We start from the raw sequence: 18,522 nt of genomic DNA, 5'->3' as shown, positions 1-18,522 counted from the left end.
ATGCGATCCGGTCTGGTGTGCGGAATCCTCGCGGTGGTCCTGTTCGGCGCGCTCGCCCCGGCCGTGGCCGCGGCGCCCCGGGCGAGCGAACCCACCTACGACTACACGAAGGCGATCCGGGAGACCGTCTGGGTCGACATCGGCCGCGACGGCGACGGCGACGGCAAGCCCGACCGGGTCGCCGCCGACATCGTGCGCCCGGCCGAGCCCGCGGCGCAGGGCACCAAGGTGCCGGTGATCATGGACGCCAGCCCGTACTACTCGTGCTGCGGGCGCGGCAACGAGAGCGAGCTGAAGAGCTACGACAGCGCCGGGAAGCCGGTGAAGTTCCCGCTGTTCTACGACAACTACTTCGTGCCGCGCGGGTACGCGGCGGTGCTCGTCGACCTGGCCGGGACGAACCGGTCGGCCGGCTGCGCGGACGTCGGCGGCCCGTCCGACGTCGACTCGGCGCGCAAGGTGGTCGACTGGCTGAACGGCCGCGTCACCGGGTACAGCGCGAAGACCGGCGGCAGCGCCGTGACGGCGGGCTGGAGCACCGGGAACGTCGGCATGATCGGCAAGTCCTACGACGGCACGATCGCCAACGGCGTCGCCGCGACCGGCGTCGCCGGGCTGAAGACGATCGTGCCGATCTCGGCGATCAGCTCCTGGTACGACTACTACCGCTCCGACGGCGCGTCGTTCGGCTCGAACCCGGCCGGGCTGGCGCAGACCGTCGAGTCGGCCAACAGCGGGCAGAACTGCTCGGCGCAGAACCAGGCCCTGAGCACGGGCGCGACCGCGAACGGCGACTACGGGCCGCTCTGGGCCGCACGGGACTACGTCACCCAGGCGCGCAACGTCCACGCCAGCGTGCTGCTTTCGCACGGCGTCAACGACCTCAACGTCAAGACGATCAACTTCGGGCAGTGGTGGGACGCGCTGGCCGCCAACCACGTCGAGCGCAAGATCTGGCTCGCGCAGACGGGGCACGTCGACCCGTTCGACTACCGCCGTGCCGACTGGGTCGACCTGCTGCACCGCTGGTTCGACCACTACCTGCTCGGGATCGACAACGGCGTCCAGAACGGCCCGATGGCCAGCGTCGAGCGGCAGCCGGACCAGTGGGTGGACCAGACGGCGTACCCCGCCGCGAACGCCGTGGCGACGGCGTTGCGCCCGCAGGCGGGCGGCAAGCTCGGCACCGCGGCGGCGCCGGGTACGGCGTCGTTCACCGACAACCCGAACGTGGGCGAGGACACCTGGGTGACGAACCCGGGCAGCGCGGCGCTGACCTACTCGACCGGGACGCTGACGTCGGCCCTGCAGGTGTCCGGGACGTCTTCGCTGACGGTCACGGCGACGCCGAGCACGTCGTCGGCGCGGGTTTCGGCGGTGCTCGTGGACCTCGGCGCGGCGACCATCCGCAACTTCGCGGGCAGCGGCGAGGGCATCAAGACGGCGACGACGGAGAACTGCTGGGGCTCGTCGACGGCGGGTGACGACGGTTGTTACCGCGTGACCTCCGCGGACGTGAAGAAGGTGAACTACACGATCCTCAGCCGCGGCTGGGCGGACCTCGCGAACTACGCTTCCCTGACGCAGGAACGGGTCCTGACCCCGGGGACGGCGTACACGATGACGTTCCGCCTGGCCTCGACGGACCACATCGTGCCGAAGGGCCACGCGCTGGCCCTGATCATCGGCGGCACGGACGGCAGCTTCATCCGCGGCCCGGCCCAGCCCGGACGGCTCACCCTGGACCTGGCGAAGACGTCGGTCTCGGTCCCGCTGGCCGGAGTCCTCCCGGCAGCATCAACCCACCCGACCCCCGATGGCGGCGCGTTCGTACCGTCAGCGGGCCGGTCGGAGCTGGGCTGAAAGCCGTGAAGGCCTCCTTCCCGGCCATAAGAGCCGGTAAGGAGGCCTTCACGGCTTTGCGCCGACGCTAGCTCGCTTCGGCGGGAGCGGTGCGCGTGGCCGACTTTCGTTGCAGCGCCCGGGCTATCGGTTCGACGACGCGGGCGGCCGTCGGGCCGAGGATGGCCATCAGCAGGACGTACGCCGTCGCCAGTGCGGCCAGTTCGCCGTCCACCGCGCCCGCTGTCACCGCCAGGCCAGCGATGACGATCGAGAACTCGCCCCGGGCCACCAGCGACGCCCCGGCTCTGGCGCGGCCCATCTTCCCGATGCCCTGGCGGCGCGCGGCCCACCAGCCGGTGGCGACCTTCGTCAGCGTCGTGACCACTGCGAGCACCACGGCCCAGCCGAGCACCGGCGGGATCGACGCCGGGTTCGTGTTGAGGCCGAACACCACGAAGAACACCGCGGCGAACAGGTCCCGCAGCGGCTCGAGCATGTGCGTCGCGTTCTCGGCCGTCGAGCCGGAGATCGCGATGCCGAGCAGGAACGCGCCGACCGCGGCCGACACCTGCATGGCCGACGCGATGCCCGCGACCAGCAGCGCGGCGCCGAGCACCTTGAGCAGGAACACCTCGCGGTCCGGGCTGTCGACCGCCGCCGAGACGTACCGGCCGAACTTGAGCGCGATCACCAGGACCACGGTGATCACCAGCAGCGAGATCCCGACGGCCTCCATGCCGCCGAGCAGCGAGACGCCGCCCAGCACCGCGGTGAGGATCGGCAGGTAGAGCGCCATCACCAGGTCCTCGAACACGAGGATCGACAGCACCACCGGCGTCTCGCGGTTGCCGAGCCGGCCGAGGTCGCCGAGGACCTTGGCGACGATCCCGGACGACGAGATGTACGTGACGCCCGCCATCACCATCGCGCCGACCGGGCCCCAGCCCAGCAGCAGCGCCACGGCCGCGCCGGGGGCGGCGTTGAGGACGATGTCGACCAGCCCGGCCGTCCACGAGCGGCGCAGCCCGGTGAACAGCTCGGCCGCGGAGTACTCCAGGCCGAGCAGCAGGAGCAGCAGCACGACGCCGATTTCGCTGGCCAGGTGCGTGAAGCCGCCGATGTCGGTCAGCGGGATCAGCCCGCCGGAGCCGAAGCAGAGGCCGCCGAGCAGGTAGAGCGGGATGGGGGAGAGGCCGATCTTCCCGGCCAGGCGCCCGAGCACGCCCAGCACGAAGAAGACCGCCCCCAGTTCGATCAGGGACAGCGCGGTGTGGTCCATCGTGCGCTCAGCCGTACTTCAGGATCTTGACGGCGGCCTCGAGGCCCTCGCTCGTGCCCACCGTCACCAGCAGGTCGCCGCCGGTGAGGGTGAAGTCCGGCGTCGGCGACGGGTGCACCTGGCCGGCGCGCGCCACCGCGACCACCGAAACCCCGGTGCGGGTGCGCATCGCCGTGTCGCCGAGCGTGCGGCCGTCGAACGGGCCGGACGGCTTGATCGGCAGCTGCCGGGTGCTGATCCCGGGCAGGTCCCGGTGCTCCTCGGTCAGCTGCGCGACGAGCTGGGGCGCGCCGAGCAGGTTGGCCAGCGCGCCCGCTTCGTCGGCGCTCAGCGGGATCGAGGCGACGCAGGTGTCAGGGTCGTCGGTCTTGGAGACGATCAGCTCGAGGTGTCCGTCCCGCTGGGTGACGACGCCGATGCGGCGGCCGGTACGGGTGGCGAAGTCCTTGCGGACCCCGATGCCGGGCAGGGGGGTTACTTCGACGTTCACCCAACCACCGTAACCCACGTGTCCGATTCGCGACTTCAGCCGAGAAGGAGCAGGCCCGCCGCGATGACCATCACGAGGGCGGTCAGGCCGTGGACGCTGTACGCGATGGCCTTCTTCCCGCCGTGGCGCAGCACGATCAGCATGTCGAAGACGGGCCAGACGGCCGCGACGAGGATGACCCAGCCCAGTGCGTGCGGGTCGCCGTAGATCACCAGGGCCAGCGGGATCAGCCCGGCGCCGATGTCACGGCCGCCCTTGACGTTGAGGAAGCTTTCGGCGTTTTCGGGGACCTCGGTGAACCCGAAGCCCGCGGCGATCTTGGCCGGCGCGAAGAGGTAGTTCAGGCCGACGTAGATGATGCCGAGCGAGACGATCGCGACGAGGACGTAACCGGTGACGAGCATGGTGTTTCCCTCCAGTGAACTAGCGGCGCTAGCAATACTAGCAACGCTAACTTAGCGACGCTAGATTGTCTAGCAGTGCTAGTATCGCCGTCATGACCCAGCGACAACGGCGAGTGCGCGACCGGTCCGAGCGTGGGCAGCGGATCGTCTCCGCGGCCCGGGAGCTGGCCGAGGCGGAGGGCTGGGACGCCGTCACCACCCGGCGGCTCGCGGCGCTGATCGAGTACAGCCAGCCGGTGCTCTACAGCCACTTCCCGGGCGGCAAGGACGCGATCATGGCGGCGGCCGCGCTGGAGGGCTTCGCCGAGCTGGCCGCGGTGCTGGCTGCCGCCCGCGAAGGCGGTGTCGCCGGGGTCGCGGGCGCGTACGTCGCCTTCGCCGACGCCAAGCCCGCGCTCTACGACGCGATGTTCACGCTGGCCTCGGACCTGCCCTTCGCGCGGGACGACACGCCACCCGTGCTCCAGGAGGCCTTCGCGGGCCTGTACGCGGTGGTCGAGCCGGTGGCCGGCAGCCAGCAGCCGGGCACGCTGACCGAGGTGTTCTGGGGCGCGCTCCACGGGCTCATCACGCTGGACCGCGGCCACCGGCTCTCCCCGGAGAACCACGCGGAGCGGCTGGCCGTGGTGGTCGCCCGCTTCGGCGCGCCTGGCACCTGACGCCGTAATGCCGTGAAGGGCACCTTCAGGGACTTATAAGCCATGAGGGTGCCCTTCACGGCATTCACGGCTTCGCGCTCGGCGGGTGGCGTGCGGGCGACCGGGCGGGGCGCCCGCGTACCTGGACGGTCGGCTCGCGTGCCTAGACGGTCGGCTCGCGTGCTTGGAGGGTCGGCTCGTGTGTCTGGAGGGTCGACACGGTCGAGGCGTCCGCTTCGGGGCGGGTCCGTCTTGCCGCTGATGCCGTGAAGGTGCCCCTCACGGCGTTGCGGTCGGGGGCCTAGGCGTCCCGACTGATCCCGTTCGCACCGCGCCCGGCAGAATGGGGTACGGCCCGAACGAGACGAGAACGCGAGGAGAGTGCCGGTGACGGGAGCCCTACGTGGTGTGGTCGCGCTGGACGGCCCGTCGGGGACCGGGAAGACCACCGTCGCGCGCAAGCTCGCCCAGCGCCTCGGCGCGGGCTACCTCGACACCGGCGCGATGTACCGGATGGTCACCCTCGCCGTGCTGCGCGCCGGGGTCGACCCGGCTGACGCCGACGCCGTCGCCGACCTGGCCGGCCGCGCCGACTTCGCCATCGGCACCAGCCCCGACCGGCCCGAGATCCGGCTGGCCGGCAGCGACGTCGCCGCCGACATCCGCGGCCCCGAGGTCACCAAGGCCGTCTCGCCCGTCTCGGCCGTGCCGCACGTGCGCGAGCTGCTCGTGGCGCGGCAGCGGCGGATCATCGGCGAGGTGCTGGACACCGTCGGCGGGATCGTCGTCGAGGGCCGCGACATCGGCACCGTCGTCGCGCCGGACTCGCCGCTCAAGGTCTACCTGACCGCCTCGGCCGACGTCCGCGCGTCGCGGCGCAGCACCCAGGACTCCGCGGCCGGGCGCAAGTCGTCGGTCGCCGACGCCCTGGCGAGCGTCGAGCGCCGCGACCACCTCGACTCGACCCGCGTGACGTCGCCGCTGCGCGCGGCCGAGGACGCCGTCCCGGTCGACACGTCCGAACTGTCCATCGACCAGGTGATCGTCGCGCTCAGCGAGCTCGCCAGCCACCGCGGCCTGCTGGTGGGGTGCAACGCCGAGGTCGCGCGATGAAAGCTGGGTCCTCTGGGGCCGAGCCCCAGGCCCCGGCCGGGGGGCAAGCCCCCCTGGACCCCCCGAAAAGATCGGCGGCCGGACTGCCGGAAGGCTCCGTCGGCTGGCTCCACGAGGCCGGCCGGATCTTCGGCCGGTACCATCTGCGATCGGCCTTCCGCATCCGTGTGCACGGCCGTGACCGCATGCCCGCCCGCGGGCCGGTGCTGGTGATCGCCAACCACAGTTCGATGATCGAGCCGCAGCTGATCTTCGGAATGCTGCCGCGGCGTTCGGCGTTCCTGGTCAAGGCCGAGCTGTTCAAGGGCGTGGCCGGGCGGTTCCTCGTGGCCATCGGGCAGATCCCGGTCAAGCGCGGCGCGATCGACCGGAAACCGCTGCTGACCGCGGTGGGTGTGCTCAAGGACGGCGGGGTCGTCGGGATCTTCCCGGAGGGCACCCGCGGTGCCGGGGACGTCGGTGCGGCCGAACGCGGCGCGGCGTGGCTGGTCCGGGCGTCGGACGCGGTCGTGCTGCCGGTGGCGACGCGCGGGACGCTCAAGCCGGCGGACGGCAAGCGGCGCTGGCGCCCGCGCGTGGACATCCTCGTGGGGGAGCCGTTCACGCCGAAGGTCGGACCCGGGAAGACCGGGCTCGACCAGGGCACCGAGGAGCTGCGCGGCGAGCTCGCGGCGCTCGTGAAGACTTTGGACGATTGGCGTACCGAAAACGGTTTCGTTACGCCATAAGGGAAATTGGGTAGTGATGGCTGAGTTTGATTCCGCCTCCGCGGGAGAGAGTACGTCGGCGGCGATCGACGGCGTCGGCGAGATCGACGGCACCTGGTCCGACGAGACCGAGTTCGCCAGGCTCGACGCGCAGATCGAGGCGGCGGAAGCGGCCGAGGAGGCCGCGCTCGCGCAACCGGTGCTCGCCGTGGTCGGGCGGCCGAACGTGGGCAAGTCCACGCTGGTCAACCGCATCATCGGCCGCCGCGAAGCCGTGGTGCAGGACGTGCCGGGCGTCACCCGCGACCGCGTCGCCTACGACGCCTACTGGGGTGGGCGCAAGTTCACCCTGGTCGACACGGGCGGCTGGGAGCCGGACGCGACCGGGCTGCAGGCCTCCGTCGCCGCGCAGGCCGAGCTGGCCATGCAGACCGCCGACGCGATCCTGCTGGTGATCGACGCCTCGGTCGGGGCCACGGCCACCGACGAAGCCGCCTCCAAGGTGCTGCGCCGCTCGAAGAAGCCGGTGCTGCTGGTGGCGAACAAGGTCGACGACGACCGGCTGCTCGCGGACACCGCGTCGCTGTGGTCGCTCGGTCTCGGCGAGCCGCACCCGGTCAGCGCGCTGCACGGCCGCAGCTCCGGCGACCTGCTCGACGCCATCCTCAAGACCCTGCCCGAGGCGCCGCGCGAAGGCGTCGCGGCGACGTCGGGCCCGCGGCGCGTCGCGCTGGTCGGGAAGCCGAACGTCGGCAAGTCGAGCCTGCTGAACAAGATCTCCGGCGAGGAGCGCTCGGTCGTCGACTCGGTGGCCGGCACCACGGTCGACCCGGTCGACTCGCTGGTCGAGCTGGACGGCGAGACCTGGCGGTTCATCGACACCGCGGGCCTGCGCAAGCGCGTCAACTTCGCCGCGGGCGCCGAGTACTACGCCTCGCTGCGCACGAAGACCGCGATCGACGCGGCCGAGGTCGCGGTCGTGCTGCTGGACGCGGCCGAGCCGATCTCGGAGCAGGACCTGCGGGTGCTGACCATGGTCGTCGAGGCCGGGCGCGCGTGCGTGCTGGTGTTCAACAAGTGGGACCTGGTCGACGAGGACCGCCGCCACGCCATGATCCGCGAGCTGGAGCGCGGCCTGGTCCGCGTCCCGTGGGCCGAGAAGGTCAACGTCTCGGCGCTGACCGGGCGGTCGGTGCGCAAGATCGCGCCGGCGCTGCGGACCGCGCTGAAGTCGTGGGACCAGCGGGTGCCGACCGGCCAGCTCAACGCGTGGCTGTCCGACCTGATCGCGGCGACCCCGCCGCCGGTCCGGTCCGGCAAGCAGCCGAAGGTGCTGTTCGCGACGCAGGCCGGCATCCGGCCGCCGACGCTGGTGCTGTTCACCACCGGCTTCCTCGAGGCGGGCTATCGCCGGTTCATCGAGCGGCGGTTCCGCGAGCAGTTCGGCTTCGAAGGCAGCCCCGTCCGGGTGAATGTGCGCATCCGCGAAAAGAAGGCTCGGCCGAAGGCCGGCGGAAAAGCGGCCAGGCCCGCCAAATCCCGGTGATTTCCTGACCCGTTCCGTCGAACCCGCGGGCCCGGACGGACGACTCGCGTGCCTCGGCGTACGAGACGCGTGCCTGATGGACGACACGGCGCCCGGACGAATCTTCGGCCGGGCGCCGGGTCGACCGGCCGATCACGCGTGTGACCTGCTTCGCACCGGGGTTCGTCCGGGGCGTGAGGTCCGACACTCCGCCGTGACCCAGGAGATATCTTTCCTTGATCCGCGGGTATGGTTGAAGGTCGTTGCGGGCGCCTCATTCCGGAGTGCAAGCCCGATAGAGGCTCGCGGAAGGTGAGTGATGGGCTTGCGCGCCCATAGTTCGTTGCTGCACGTCTTCGTCACGCTCGGGGTGTCCGGGCGATGACCGTCACCGTAGAACCTGGTGCACCGGCCGAATCTTCGTCGGAAATCACCGCGCCGCTGCCGTGCGTCGCCGAGGTGACGCACGCGCCGTCGACCGCTCCGGTCGCCGACCGCGCCCTCTTCTGGTCCGGGCTCGGCGCGAGCGAGCGCACGCTGCTCGACGTCCTCGCCGCCACGGCCGAGCGCCACCCCAACGCCGCCGCGATCGACGACGGCACCACCACCCTGACCTACCGCCGGCTCCTCGAAGAGATCGACGCCTACGGCCGCCGCCTGCGCGGGTACGGCGTCGGCGTCGGGGACCGCGTCGGCGTCCGGATCTCCTCCGGCACCGCCGAGCTGTACGTCGCGATCCTCGCCACCCTGTCCGTCGGCGCCGCCTACGTGCCGGTCGACGCGGACGACCCGGACGAGCGCGCCGAGCTGGTCTTCGAGGAGGCCCAGGTCGCGGCGGTCGCCACCGACGGCAAGATCAACGTCCACAGCACCCCCGGCGGCCGCGAGGGTGTCCCCGGCCCGGCCGACGACGCCTGGATCATCTTCACCTCCGGCTCCACCGGCAAGCCCAAGGGCGTCGCGGTCTCGCACGCCTCCGCCGCCGCGTTCGTCGACGCCGAGGCCGAGCTGTTCCTCACCGAGGAGCCGATCGGCCCGGGCGACCGCGTGCTGGCCGGGCTGAGCGTCGCCTTCGACGCCTCCTGCGAAGAGATGTGGCTGGCCTGGCGCCACGGCGCCTGCCTGGTGCCGGCGCCGCGCGCGCTGGTCCGCACCGGCGTCGACCTCGGCCCGTGGCTGGTCGCGCAGAGCATCACCGTCGTCTCCACCGTGCCGACGCTGGCCGCGCTGTGGCCCGCCGACGCCCTCGAAGACGTCCGCCTGCTCATCTTCGGCGGCGAAGCGTGCCCGCCGGAGCTGGCCGAACGCGTCGCCGTCGAAGGCCGCGAAGTCTGGAACACCTACGGCCCCACCGAAGCCACCGTCGTCGCCTGCGCCGCGCAGCTGACCGGCGAGGCCCCGGTCCGGATCGGCCTGCCGCTGTCGGGCTGGCAGCTGGCCGTGGTCAACGACGACGGGCAGCCGGTCGCCATGGGCGAGACCGGTGAGCTCGTCATCGGGGGTGTCGGCCTGGCCCGCTACCTCGACGCCGAGAAGGACGCCGAGAAGTTCGCGGCCCTGCCGTCGCTGGGCTGGCAGCGCGCCTACCGCTCGGGCGACATGGTCCGCGCCGAAGCCGAAGGCCTGCTGTTCCTCGGCCGGCTCGACGAGCAGGTCAAGCTCGGCGGCCGCCGCATCGAGCTGGGCGAGGTCGACGCCGCGCTGCAGGCCCTGCCCGGTGTGCAGGGCGCGGCCGCCGCGATCCGCCGCACCAAGGCCGGCAACCAGGTCCTCGTCGGCTACGTCGTGCCCGCCGCGGGGGTGTCCTTCAACCAGGACGAAGCCGCGACCCGGCTGCGCGAGCACCTGCCCGCCGCGCTGGTGCCGCTGCTCGCCGTCGTCGAAGACCTGCCCACCCGCACCTCCGGCAAGGTCGACCGCAACGCCCTCCCGTGGCCGCTGTCCACAGTGGACGCCGCCGGGCTGTCCCCGACGCAGGCGTGGCTCGCCGAAGGCTGGGCCGAGATCCTCGGCGTGTCGGTCGACGACCCGAAGGCCGACTTCTTCACCCACGGCGGCGGCAGCCTGACCGCCGCCCAGGTCGTCGCGCGGATCCGCACCCGGCACCCGCAGGTGTCGGTCGCCGACATCTACTCCTACCCGAAGCTGGGCGCGCTGGCCGCGATGCTGGACGCGCTGAGCGGCCAGGCCACCGAACGCCGGGACATCGCGCCGACGAAGCGCCGTGCCGGGGTGATCCAGACGCTGCTGATGGTTCCGCTGATGGGGCTCGCCGGCCTGCGCTGGGCGACCCTCGCCGCCGCGCTGTCGAACGTCCTGTCGCTGCTCGGGTTCGCCTGGGCGCCGACGCTGAACTGGGCGTGGCTCGTGCTGGCCTGGGCCGTGCTGTTCAGCCCGGCCGGCCGGATCGCGATCGCCGCGGGCGGCGCGCGCGTGCTGCTCTCCGGGGTGCGGCCCGGCACCTACCCGCGCGGGGGCAGCGTCCACCTGCGCCTGTGGACGGCCGAGAAGCTCGCCGAGTTCAGCGGCGCGGACAGCGTCGCCGGCGCGTCCTGGATGACGACCTACGCCAAGGCCCTCGGCGCGCGCATCGCCAAGGACGTCGACCTGCACTCGCCGCCGCCGGTCACCGGGTTCCTCAAGCTGGGCCGCGGTGCCGCCGTCGAGCCCGAGGTCGACCTGTCCGGCCACTGGGTCGACGGCGACCGCGTGCACATCGGCAAGGTGCGCATCGGCGCGGAGGCCCGGATCGGCGCGCGCAGCACGTTGTTCCCTGGCGTCCGCATCGGCAAGGGCGCGGAGATCGCGGCCGGGTCGACCGTCCGCGGCGCGGTGAAGGCCGGCCAGCACTGGGCCGGCTCGCCCGCCGCCTCCGTCGGCAAGGACGGCAAGGACGCGAAGGACGCGCTGAAGTGGCCGTCGAGCCGCCCCCCGCGATCGCACTTCTGGGCCGCGGTCTACGGCGTGACCTCGGTGCTCCTCGGTTTCCTGCCGGGCCTGGCCGCGCTCGCGGGCGTGGCGGTGCTGGGTTACGCGATCGCCGGGGCACCGACGCTCCTGGCCGCGTTCACCCAGGCGCTGATCTTCGTGCCGGTCGCGACCGCCGCGTACTTCCTGACGTACATGCTGTTCGTGCTCGCCGGCGTCCGGGCGCTGAGCATCGGCATGGTCGAGGGATACCACCCGGTCCACGGCCGCGTCGCGTGGCAGGTCTGGGCCACCGAGCGGCTGATGAGCATGGCCCGCGAAGGCCTGTTCCCGTTGTACGCCAGCCTGTTCACGCCGGTGTGGCTGCGGCTGCTCGGCGCGAAGGTCGGCCGCAACGTCGAGGCGTCGACGGTGCTCGCGCTGCCGAAGATGACCCAGGTCGACAGCGGCGCGTTCCTGGCCGACGACACCATGGTCGCCACCTACGAGCTCGGCCACGGCTGGCTGCACGTCGCCCCGGCCCGGATCGGCAAGCAGGCCTTCCTCGGCAACTCGGGGATGACCGCGCCCGGCCGTTCGGTGCCGAAGCGCGGGCTCGTGGGTGTGCTGTCCTCGACGCCGTTGCGGGCGAAGAAGGGCTCGTCGTACCTCGGCATGCCGCCGCTGCCGGTGCGCCGCGCGATCGGCGACGCCGACACGAGCCGCACCTACACCCCGGCGCTGCACCTCAAGGCGGCCCGGGCGCTGGTCGAGCTGTGCCGGATCATCCCGGTCATGTGCGGGGTCGCGCTGAGCGTCACCGTCGCGTTCGGCCTGCTGCAGGCCGCGTCGGTGTTCGGGTTCGGCGTCGCCGTGCTGCTCGCCGGGCCCGCCCTGCTGGCCGCCGGGATCGTCGCGGCGCTGACCGCGACCGTCATGAAGTGGCTGCTGGTCGGGAAGTTCCGCGAAGTCGACCACCCGCTGTGGAGCTCCTTCGTCTGGCGCAACGAGCTCGCCGACACCTTCGTCGAGACGCTGGCCGTGCCGTGGCTGATCGGGTCCCTCGGCGGCACCCCGCTGCTGGCGGCCTGGCTGCGCACGATGGGCGTCAAGATCGGCCGCGGCGTGTGGCTGGAGACGTACTGGCTGCCCGAGGCCGACCTCGTCGAGCTCGGCGACGGCGCGACCATCAACCGCGGCTGCGTCGTGCAGACGCACCTGTTCCACGACCGGATCATGAGCATGTCGCGGGTGACCCTCGACGAGGGCGCGACGCTCGGCCCGCACGGCATCGTGCTGCCGGGCGCGAGCATCGGCGCGCGCACCACGGTCGGCCCCGGGTCCCTGGTGACCCGCGGCGACGAGGTGCCGCCCGACTCCCGCTGGCTCGGCAACCCGATCTCCGCCTGGACGGGCAAGTAGGTCACGAAGTCACCACCCGGCTCGCACGGAATCACCCCTCCGTGCGAGCCTGGTTCGAAGTACGCGCGAGGAAAGGTCCGGCACGGGTGATCTCGAAGGCTTCCGCTCCCGCACCCGGCGCGGACACCTCCGGCGACTCCTACCTCCCCGCGCACGGCAACGGCGGTTACCGGGTCCGGCACTACGACCTGACCCTCGACTACAAGGTCGCGCCGAACCGGCTGTCGGCGTCGGCGGTGATCACCGCCGAGGCGACGCAGGCGCTTTCCCGCGTCAGCCTCGACTTCGGCGAGTTCCGGATCACCCGCGTGCTGGTCGACGGCAAGCCCGCGAAGTACCTCAAGCGCGTGCGGAAGCTGCACGTCAAGCCGCAGAAGGCGATCGCCGCCGGCAGCGAGTTCACCGTGGAGGTCTTCTACGTCGGCAACCCGCGCCCGGTGGGGAGCCGCTGGGGTGACGTCGGCTGGGACGAGCTGACCGACGGCGCGCTCGTGGCGAGCCAGCCGGTCGGCGCGCCGTCGTGGTTCCCCTGCAACGACCACCCGTCCGACAAGGCGACCTACCGGGTGAGCGTGACGACTTCGTCGCCGTACCTGGTCGCGGTCACCGGCGAGCTGGTCGACCGCTACACCTCGGCCAGCACGACGAAGTGGGTCTTCGAACGCCACGAGCCGACCGCGACCTACCTGATGAGCGTGCAGATCGGCCGCTACGACGACGTCGACCTGAGCGGCGGCGGCTGGTTCGCGCGCGTGGGGGCGGCCGCGCGCCGGCTGAGCGTCGACATCGGACGCGCGAGCGGGCAGGTGGAGGCGGTCCACGAGACCGTGCCGCAGCGCGCCGCCGTGCCGCCGCGGCTGCGCCGGCCGTTCGAGCACGACTTCGGCCGGCAGGGCCGGATGATGGAGGTCCTGCAGCGGCTGTTCGGCCCGTACCCGTTCGGCGAGTACCAGATCGTCGTCACCGACGACGATCTCGACGACCCGATCGAGGCGCAGGGCATGTCGATCTTCGGCGCCAACCACGTCGACGGCCGTCGCACGTACGAGCGGCTCGTCGTGCACGAGCTGGCGCACCAGTGGTTCGGCAACAGCCTGACCGTGGCCGATTGGCGCCACATCTGGCTGAACGAGGGCTTCGCGACCTACGCCGAGTGGCTGTGGTCGGAGGAGTCCGGTGGCGAGTCGGCCCAGTCGCTGGCCCGCACGTGGCACACCCGGATGAAGGCCAAGCCGGCCGACGTCCGGGTCGCCGACCCCGGCGTGGCGCGGATGTTCGACGAGCGCGTCTACAAGCGCGGCGCGTTGACGCTGCACGCGCTGCGGGCGGAGATCGGCGACCCGGCGTTCTTCGCGGTGCTGAAGGCGTGGACGACCGAACACCGCCACGGGCTCGTCACGACCGCCGCGTTCATCGCGACGGCGGAGGAGTACGCGGGCCGCTTGCTGGGGACGTTCTTCACGCGCTGGCTGGACACCCCGGCGCTGCCGCCGCTGCCCTAGCCGTCGATGCGGTCGAACGCTTCCGGCCGGGGGGAGTTCCCTTGGCCGTTCTCACCCGGACGGGTGGTCTTCCCGGCAGAATGGGCCTTCGACGAGGGGAGCGCTGATGAGCGAGCCGGGGCCGCCCTACGGGTATCCGCAGTGGCAACCGCCGGCGCCGCCGAAGAAGACGTCGCCGGCGGCCGTCGTGCTGATCACCGGCTCGGTCGTCGTGGTCGTCGTGATGGTGCTCGCGTTCCTGGCCTGGGGGTATCCCGGGTTCCTGCGGAAGCCGGAGAGCAACGCCGACGGCGTGTGGTTCCCGACGTCGCCGTCGTCGTCGCAGCCGCCGGCCACGCTCGCTTCGCCGAGTGCCTCGGCGCCGCTGCCCGGCGGCCGTGCTCCGCTGCCGAAACGGCCGCGGCCGCTCGCCGACCCGATCACCTGCGCGTTCACCCCCGCTCCCGGCGCGCCCACGCCGAAACCGGCCACGCCGCCGCCGGACGGCCCGGCGCCGTCGTCGGGCACCGTCGCGGTGCGGCTCGCGACCAGCGCGGGCGCCATCGGGCTGACGCTCGACCGCGCGCTGGCGCCGTGCACCGTGGTGAACTTCCTGAGCCTGGCGAAGCAGGGGTTCTACGACGGCACGTCGTGCCACCGGCTCTCGGTGGTGGACGGGCTGCAGATGCTCCAGTGCGGCGACCCGGCCGGCGACGGCACCGGCGGCCCGGGTTACACGATCAAGGACGAGACGTTCCCCGAGCTGACCTACGGCCGCGGCATCCTCGCGATGGCCAAGACGTCCGAACCCGACTCGGGCGGCTCCCAGATCTTCCTGGTCTTCGGCGACACGCAGATCCCGCCGGAGTACACGGTGTTCGGCAGCATCGACGACGCCGGCCTGGCGGTCCTCGACAAGGTGGCCGCCGCCGGCGTCGACACGTCCAAGCCCGGCATCGGCGACGGCAGCGGCCCCCCGAAGACCCCGGTCACCTTCACCGCCATCACCACCCCGTGAGGGAAGCGCCGACACGCGTGATTGAGGAGCCGACACGCGTGATTGAAGGGTCGACACGGCGTGTGAAGCCGGATGCTGCGCGTGTCGACTCTTCAATCACGTGAGTTGACCCGGCAATCACGCGAGTTGACCTTCTGATCACGGGCGGTCGAGCAGGTCTCGGAGGGCGGCCAGGAGGGTGGGGACGGCCGTGGGGGTCGACCTGTGGCTGCGCCAGGCTATGTAGCCGTCCGGGCGGACCAGCAGGCAGCCGTCCTCGGCGATGCCGCTGAGGCGGGACCAGTCGCCGTAGGCGTCGCGGACCTCCGGGTCGCCGACGCGCACCGTCCGCAGGTCGAGGCCCAGCTCCGCGCCCACCTTGGCCGCGGCGTCGCCCCACGCGGTGCCGGTCAGGCCGGTCAGCACCGTCCAGCGGCCGCCGCCGACGACGTCCAAAGTGGACACCCGGCGGCCGTGCGGGCCGACCAGCCACGCGTGCGGCAGCTTCGCGCCCGGCTCGGTGCTCGGCCGGTGGAACAGCTCGGGATCACGCTCGGACGCCACCGGCGCGACGCCGTCGGGCAGCACCGCGCCGGAGACGTAACGCTGGTCCATCTCGACGCCGTGGGCGTTGAACTCGTAGTGCTTCAGCTCGATCGCCTTCTCCAGCTCACGCCGTTTCGACGCGCCCTCGGGCGTCGGCGCGAGGCAGGTTTCGAGGCCTGCGGTGATGCCGTCGGAGTCGGTGTCACCGGCGATGCCGAGCGCGGCGAAGATCGGCCCGAACTGGTCGCGGCTGAGGTTCGCCCGGTCGACGATCTGCTTGCCGACCGGCGCGCGCTCGGCGGTGTAGCTGTCCAGCAGGCCTTCGCCCGCTTCGCCGCGCACGACCATCGCGAGCTTCCACGCCAGGTTGTACGCGTCCTGGATGGACGTGTTCGACCCGAGCCCGTTGGACGGCGGGTGCCGGTGCACCGCGTCCCCGGCGCAGAACACCCGGCCGTCGCGGTACTCCGTCGCGTAGTTGTGGTTGACCGTCCACAGTGACGTCGAGGTGATCTCGACGTCGAGGTCCGGGTCGCCGACGAGGTCGCGCACCAGCCGCGTCGCCTCTTCGACGTCGACCTCCGGCGGCGCCTGCTCGATGTCGTAACCCCAGGTCAGCAGCCACTCGTTCCACGGCCGCACCATCCGGACCAGGCCCATCCCGATCCCGCCGAGGTGCGCGCCCGGCCGCATCACCCAGTACAGCACGCTCGGCCGGTGGGCCACGTACGGTGCGAGGTCCGCGGTGAACGTGATGTTCATGCTGCCCGCTTTGCCGGTCTGCCCGGCGATCGGCAGGCCGGCCAGCTCGGCGACGCGGCTGCGCGCGCCGTCGGCCCCGATCAAGTACTTGGCGCGCAACGAGAACTCGTCGCCGCGCACGCGGTCGCGGAAGCGGACCGTGACGCCGTCCGCGTCCTGCGTGAAGTCGAGGAACTCGGTGTCCAGCCGTAGTTTCGCGCCGCGCGCGGCGGCTTCGCTCGCCAGGATCGGCTCGAGGTAGGTCTGCGGCAGGTCGATCATGTGGCACGGGCTCGCGGCGCCGTACTCGGCGGCCGACCCGGCGCCGGTGCCCCAGCTGGCGATCCGGCCGATCTCCGGCCCGGTCAGCGACGTGCAGAGCACGGTGTCGCCCATCAGGTCCGGCGGCGTCCCGACGGCGAGGGCCTTGTCCTCGACGCCGAGGTCGCGGAAGACCTCCATGGTCCGCTGGTTGGTGATGTGCGCGCGGGGCGTGTTGGCCATCCAGCCGTACTTGGTGGCGAGCACCGTGGGGACGCCGTAGGTGGCGAGCAGCAGGGCCGCCGAACCCCCGGCGGGGCCGCTGCCGATCACTATGACGTCGGTGTCGTAGCTCATCTCGTGCTCCCGGGCTGGATGCGGAAAGTGAAGTCGAGCCGGCGCCAGAGCCCGGGCTCGCGGCCGTCCGGGGCGGGCCCGGACTGCTCGGTGAAGTCGACGATCAGTCCGTCCTTGACGCCGAACACGGTGTCGGAGTCCAGGTAGTCGCCGCCGCGGACGAACAGCTGCGTGATCAGCGTCCGGAACCCGGGCTTGGCGATCATGAAGTGCACGTGCGGGGCCCGGTAGGGGTGGCGGCCGACGACGTCGAGCATCTGCCCGACCGGTCCGTCGGCGGGGATGGGGTACGCGCTCGGCACGATGGTCCAGAACCGCAGCCGGCCGTCGGCGTCGGTGCGGAAGCGGGCGCGCAGCACGGGTCCGTCGAGATCGGGCAGCTGGACGTCGTAGAAACCGTCCTCATTGGACTGCCAGACGTCGACGACCGCTTCGGCGACCGGGTCGCCGTGGGTGTCGGTGATCCGGACGTCCGTCCACAGTGGAGTTCCGGGCAGTCCCGCCGCGAGGTCGGCGCCCTGCGGTGTCTCCGGCGGCCCCTCGACGTAGAACGGGCCCAGCACGGCCGACGGCGTGGTGTCCGGCGTGCGCGAGTTGGTCAGGACGTCGACGACGCTGGACACGCCGAGCGTGTCCGACAGCAGGATGAACTCCTGGCGCGTGTCGCCGGAGATCTGCCCGGTGCGGGTCAGGAACCCGATCGCGTACTCCCACTCCTCCTGCGTGAGGTCGGTGCGGATCGCGTAGCCGTGCAGCGTTTCGACGAGGTCGGTGAGCAGCTCGCGGACGCGGTCCGGCGCACCCGCGAAGCTCTCGACGACCTGCTTCGTCAGCGCCGCGAGCACCGGGGGAGCCGTCGTGCGGGTGCCCTTCAGGGCCTGGCGCAGCAGCTCTGCCTCGGGCTCGTCGGCGATGTCGGCTTCGGTGAGCCCCAGTTCGGCCAGTGAGTGCGGGATCGGCAGGGACGCGGTCAGCTCGAAGACGTCGTGCGCGTCGTCGAGGCCCAGGTGCGCCATGACGTGCGGGAGCAGGACGGCGTGGGTTTCGGCGTGCGGCAGCCCGAACTTGCCGCCGAGGTGGTGGCACAGCTTGTGGTGCAAGCCCATCGAAACGCTGTCGAGGCACGAACCCGCCAGCCACGCGCCGCGCAGCGCGGCGGTGCGCGCGTCCACATCGGACGGATCGGCCACGATCCGCGGCAGGGCGTCCGTGAGCAGCCGGATGGCCTCGCCGGCCAGCAGGTCCGTCATCGGGTTGGCGTCCGGGGCGTAGCGCGCCTCGACGGCGTGGGCGAGCGCGTTGATCCCGCTGGCGGCCGAGGTGGCCACCAGCAGGGAGAGCGTCAGGCCGACGTCGTAGAGCACGACCTCGGGCCGCACTTTCGGGGACCGTTGGGTGGTCTTGTGGCCGTCGGCGGTTTCGCCGAGGACGCTCGTCAGCTCCGAGCCCGCGTACGTCGTGGGCACGATCAGCTGCGGCAGGTCGGTGCGCAGGGCGATCGCCTTGGCCAGCCCGGTGGCCGAGCCGCCGCCGACCGCCACGACGCCGTCGACGCCGTGGTCGGCGACGACCTTCAGCGCGCGCTCGGTGACGTCGACCGGGGTGTGCATCGCCGCGTCCTCGAACCGCGCGGCCAGCCGGGGGCCGAGCGCGGCCGCGGCGCGGTCGCCGTAGCGCGGGCCGGCGACGAGCAGGACGCGCCCGAGTCCCAGGCGGCCGGCTTCCGCGCCGACGTCGTCGAGGGAGCCGAAGACCACCCGCACGGGGTTCGCGGCGTAGCTGAACGAGGTCATGCGAGGGAGTATCCGG

13 protein-coding genes are annotated in these 18,522 nt (G+C 72.2%); 8 read left to right on the top strand and 5 right to left on the bottom strand.

Going from position 1 to position 18,522, the window contains the following annotated elements; genetic code table 11:
- Entirely contained in the window at positions 1 to 1,863 is a 1,863-nt protein-coding gene (locus OG439_RS21485) for a Xaa-Pro dipeptidyl-peptidase (protein ID WP_326951141.1), read from the top strand.
- 67 nt (positions 1,864 to 1,930) lie between these two features.
- Here OG439_RS21485 and OG439_RS21480 read toward each other — a convergent pair whose 3' ends face one another.
- Genes OG439_RS21480 through OG439_RS21470 form a run of 3 tightly spaced genes read right to left on the bottom strand, consistent with a single transcriptional unit; the run spans position 1,931 to position 4,018 of the window.
- Complete coding sequence (locus OG439_RS21480; RefSeq protein ID WP_326951140.1) at positions 1,931 to 3,124, bottom strand: cation:proton antiporter; 1,194 nt, start codon at positions 3,122 to 3,124, stop codon at positions 1,931 to 1,933.
- Positions 3,125 to 3,131: 7 nt separating this feature from the next.
- Positions 3,132 to 3,614, bottom strand: coding sequence for a cation:proton antiporter regulatory subunit (locus tag OG439_RS21475; protein WP_247053941.1), 483 nt, complete (start codon positions 3,612 to 3,614; stop codon positions 3,132 to 3,134).
- Positions 3,615 to 3,649: 35 nt separating this feature from the next.
- A complete protein-coding gene (locus tag OG439_RS21470; protein WP_326951139.1) occupies positions 3,650 to 4,018 on the bottom strand; it encodes a DUF4267 domain-containing protein in 369 nt (122 codons plus the stop codon).
- Positions 4,019 to 4,110: 92 nt separating this feature from the next.
- Here OG439_RS21470 and OG439_RS21465 point away from each other — a divergent pair, with 92 nt between their 5' ends.
- The 7 genes from OG439_RS21465 to OG439_RS21435 all read left to right on the top strand — a co-directional run bounded on the left by OG439_RS21465 (position 4,111) and on the right by OG439_RS21435 (position 14,829).
- Positions 4,111 to 4,677 carry a TetR/AcrR family transcriptional regulator gene (locus OG439_RS21465; protein ID WP_326951138.1) on the top strand — a complete coding sequence of 189 codons (567 nt, stop codon included), beginning with the start codon at positions 4,111 to 4,113 and terminating at the stop codon, positions 4,675 to 4,677.
- A gap of 387 nt (positions 4,678 to 5,064) precedes the next feature.
- Complete coding sequence (cmk, locus tag OG439_RS21460; protein WP_326951586.1) at positions 5,065 to 5,769, top strand: (d)CMP kinase; 705 nt, start codon at positions 5,065 to 5,067, stop codon at positions 5,767 to 5,769.
- Between the two features lie 125 nt (positions 5,770 to 5,894).
- Positions 5,895 to 6,497: a lysophospholipid acyltransferase family protein gene (locus OG439_RS21455; protein WP_256476009.1), complete on the top strand. Its 603-nt coding sequence runs from the start codon at positions 5,895 to 5,897 to the stop codon at positions 6,495 to 6,497.
- Between the two features lie 16 nt (positions 6,498 to 6,513).
- Positions 6,514 to 8,022, top strand: a complete 1,509-nt coding sequence (der, locus tag OG439_RS21450) for a ribosome biogenesis GTPase Der (RefSeq protein WP_247053933.1) — start codon at positions 6,514 to 6,516, stop codon at positions 8,020 to 8,022.
- A gap of 360 nt (positions 8,023 to 8,382) precedes the next feature.
- The gene (locus OG439_RS21445; protein ID WP_326951137.1) at positions 8,383 to 12,330 is read left to right on the top strand and encodes a Pls/PosA family non-ribosomal peptide synthetase; all 3,948 of its coding nucleotides are present in this window, start codon (positions 8,383 to 8,385) and stop codon (positions 12,328 to 12,330) included.
- Positions 12,331 to 12,416: 86 nt separating this feature from the next.
- A complete protein-coding gene (locus OG439_RS21440; protein WP_326951136.1) occupies positions 12,417 to 13,832 on the top strand; it encodes a M1 family metallopeptidase in 1,416 nt (471 codons plus the stop codon).
- A 106-nt stretch (positions 13,833 to 13,938) separates the two neighbouring features.
- Positions 13,939 to 14,829 carry a peptidylprolyl isomerase gene (locus OG439_RS21435; protein WP_326951135.1) on the top strand — a complete coding sequence of 297 codons (891 nt, stop codon included), beginning with the start codon at positions 13,939 to 13,941 and terminating at the stop codon, positions 14,827 to 14,829.
- A gap of 138 nt (positions 14,830 to 14,967) precedes the next feature.
- Here the strand turns inward: OG439_RS21435 and OG439_RS21430 are convergent, their stop codons facing one another.
- Entirely contained in the window at positions 14,968 to 16,713 is a 1,746-nt protein-coding gene (locus OG439_RS21430; RefSeq protein WP_326951134.1) for an FAD-dependent monooxygenase, read from the bottom strand.
- The gene (locus OG439_RS21425) at positions 16,710 to 18,506 is read right to left on the bottom strand and encodes a maleylacetate reductase and hydroxyquinol 1,2-dioxygenase domain-containing protein (RefSeq protein WP_326951133.1); all 1,797 of its coding nucleotides are present in this window, start codon (positions 18,504 to 18,506) and stop codon (positions 16,710 to 16,712) included. The genes OG439_RS21430 and OG439_RS21425 overlap by 4 nt, the downstream gene beginning before the upstream one ends.
- Between the last annotated feature and the right edge of the window lie 16 nt (positions 18,507 to 18,522).

Origin of the sequence: Amycolatopsis sp. NBC_01307 (assembly GCF_035975215.1) — a bacterium.
GTDB lineage: Bacteria > Actinomycetota > Actinomycetes > Mycobacteriales > Pseudonocardiaceae > Amycolatopsis.
The sequence above is the reverse complement of the archived record's forward strand: the minus strand, read 5'-3'. Positions and strand labels throughout refer to the sequence as shown.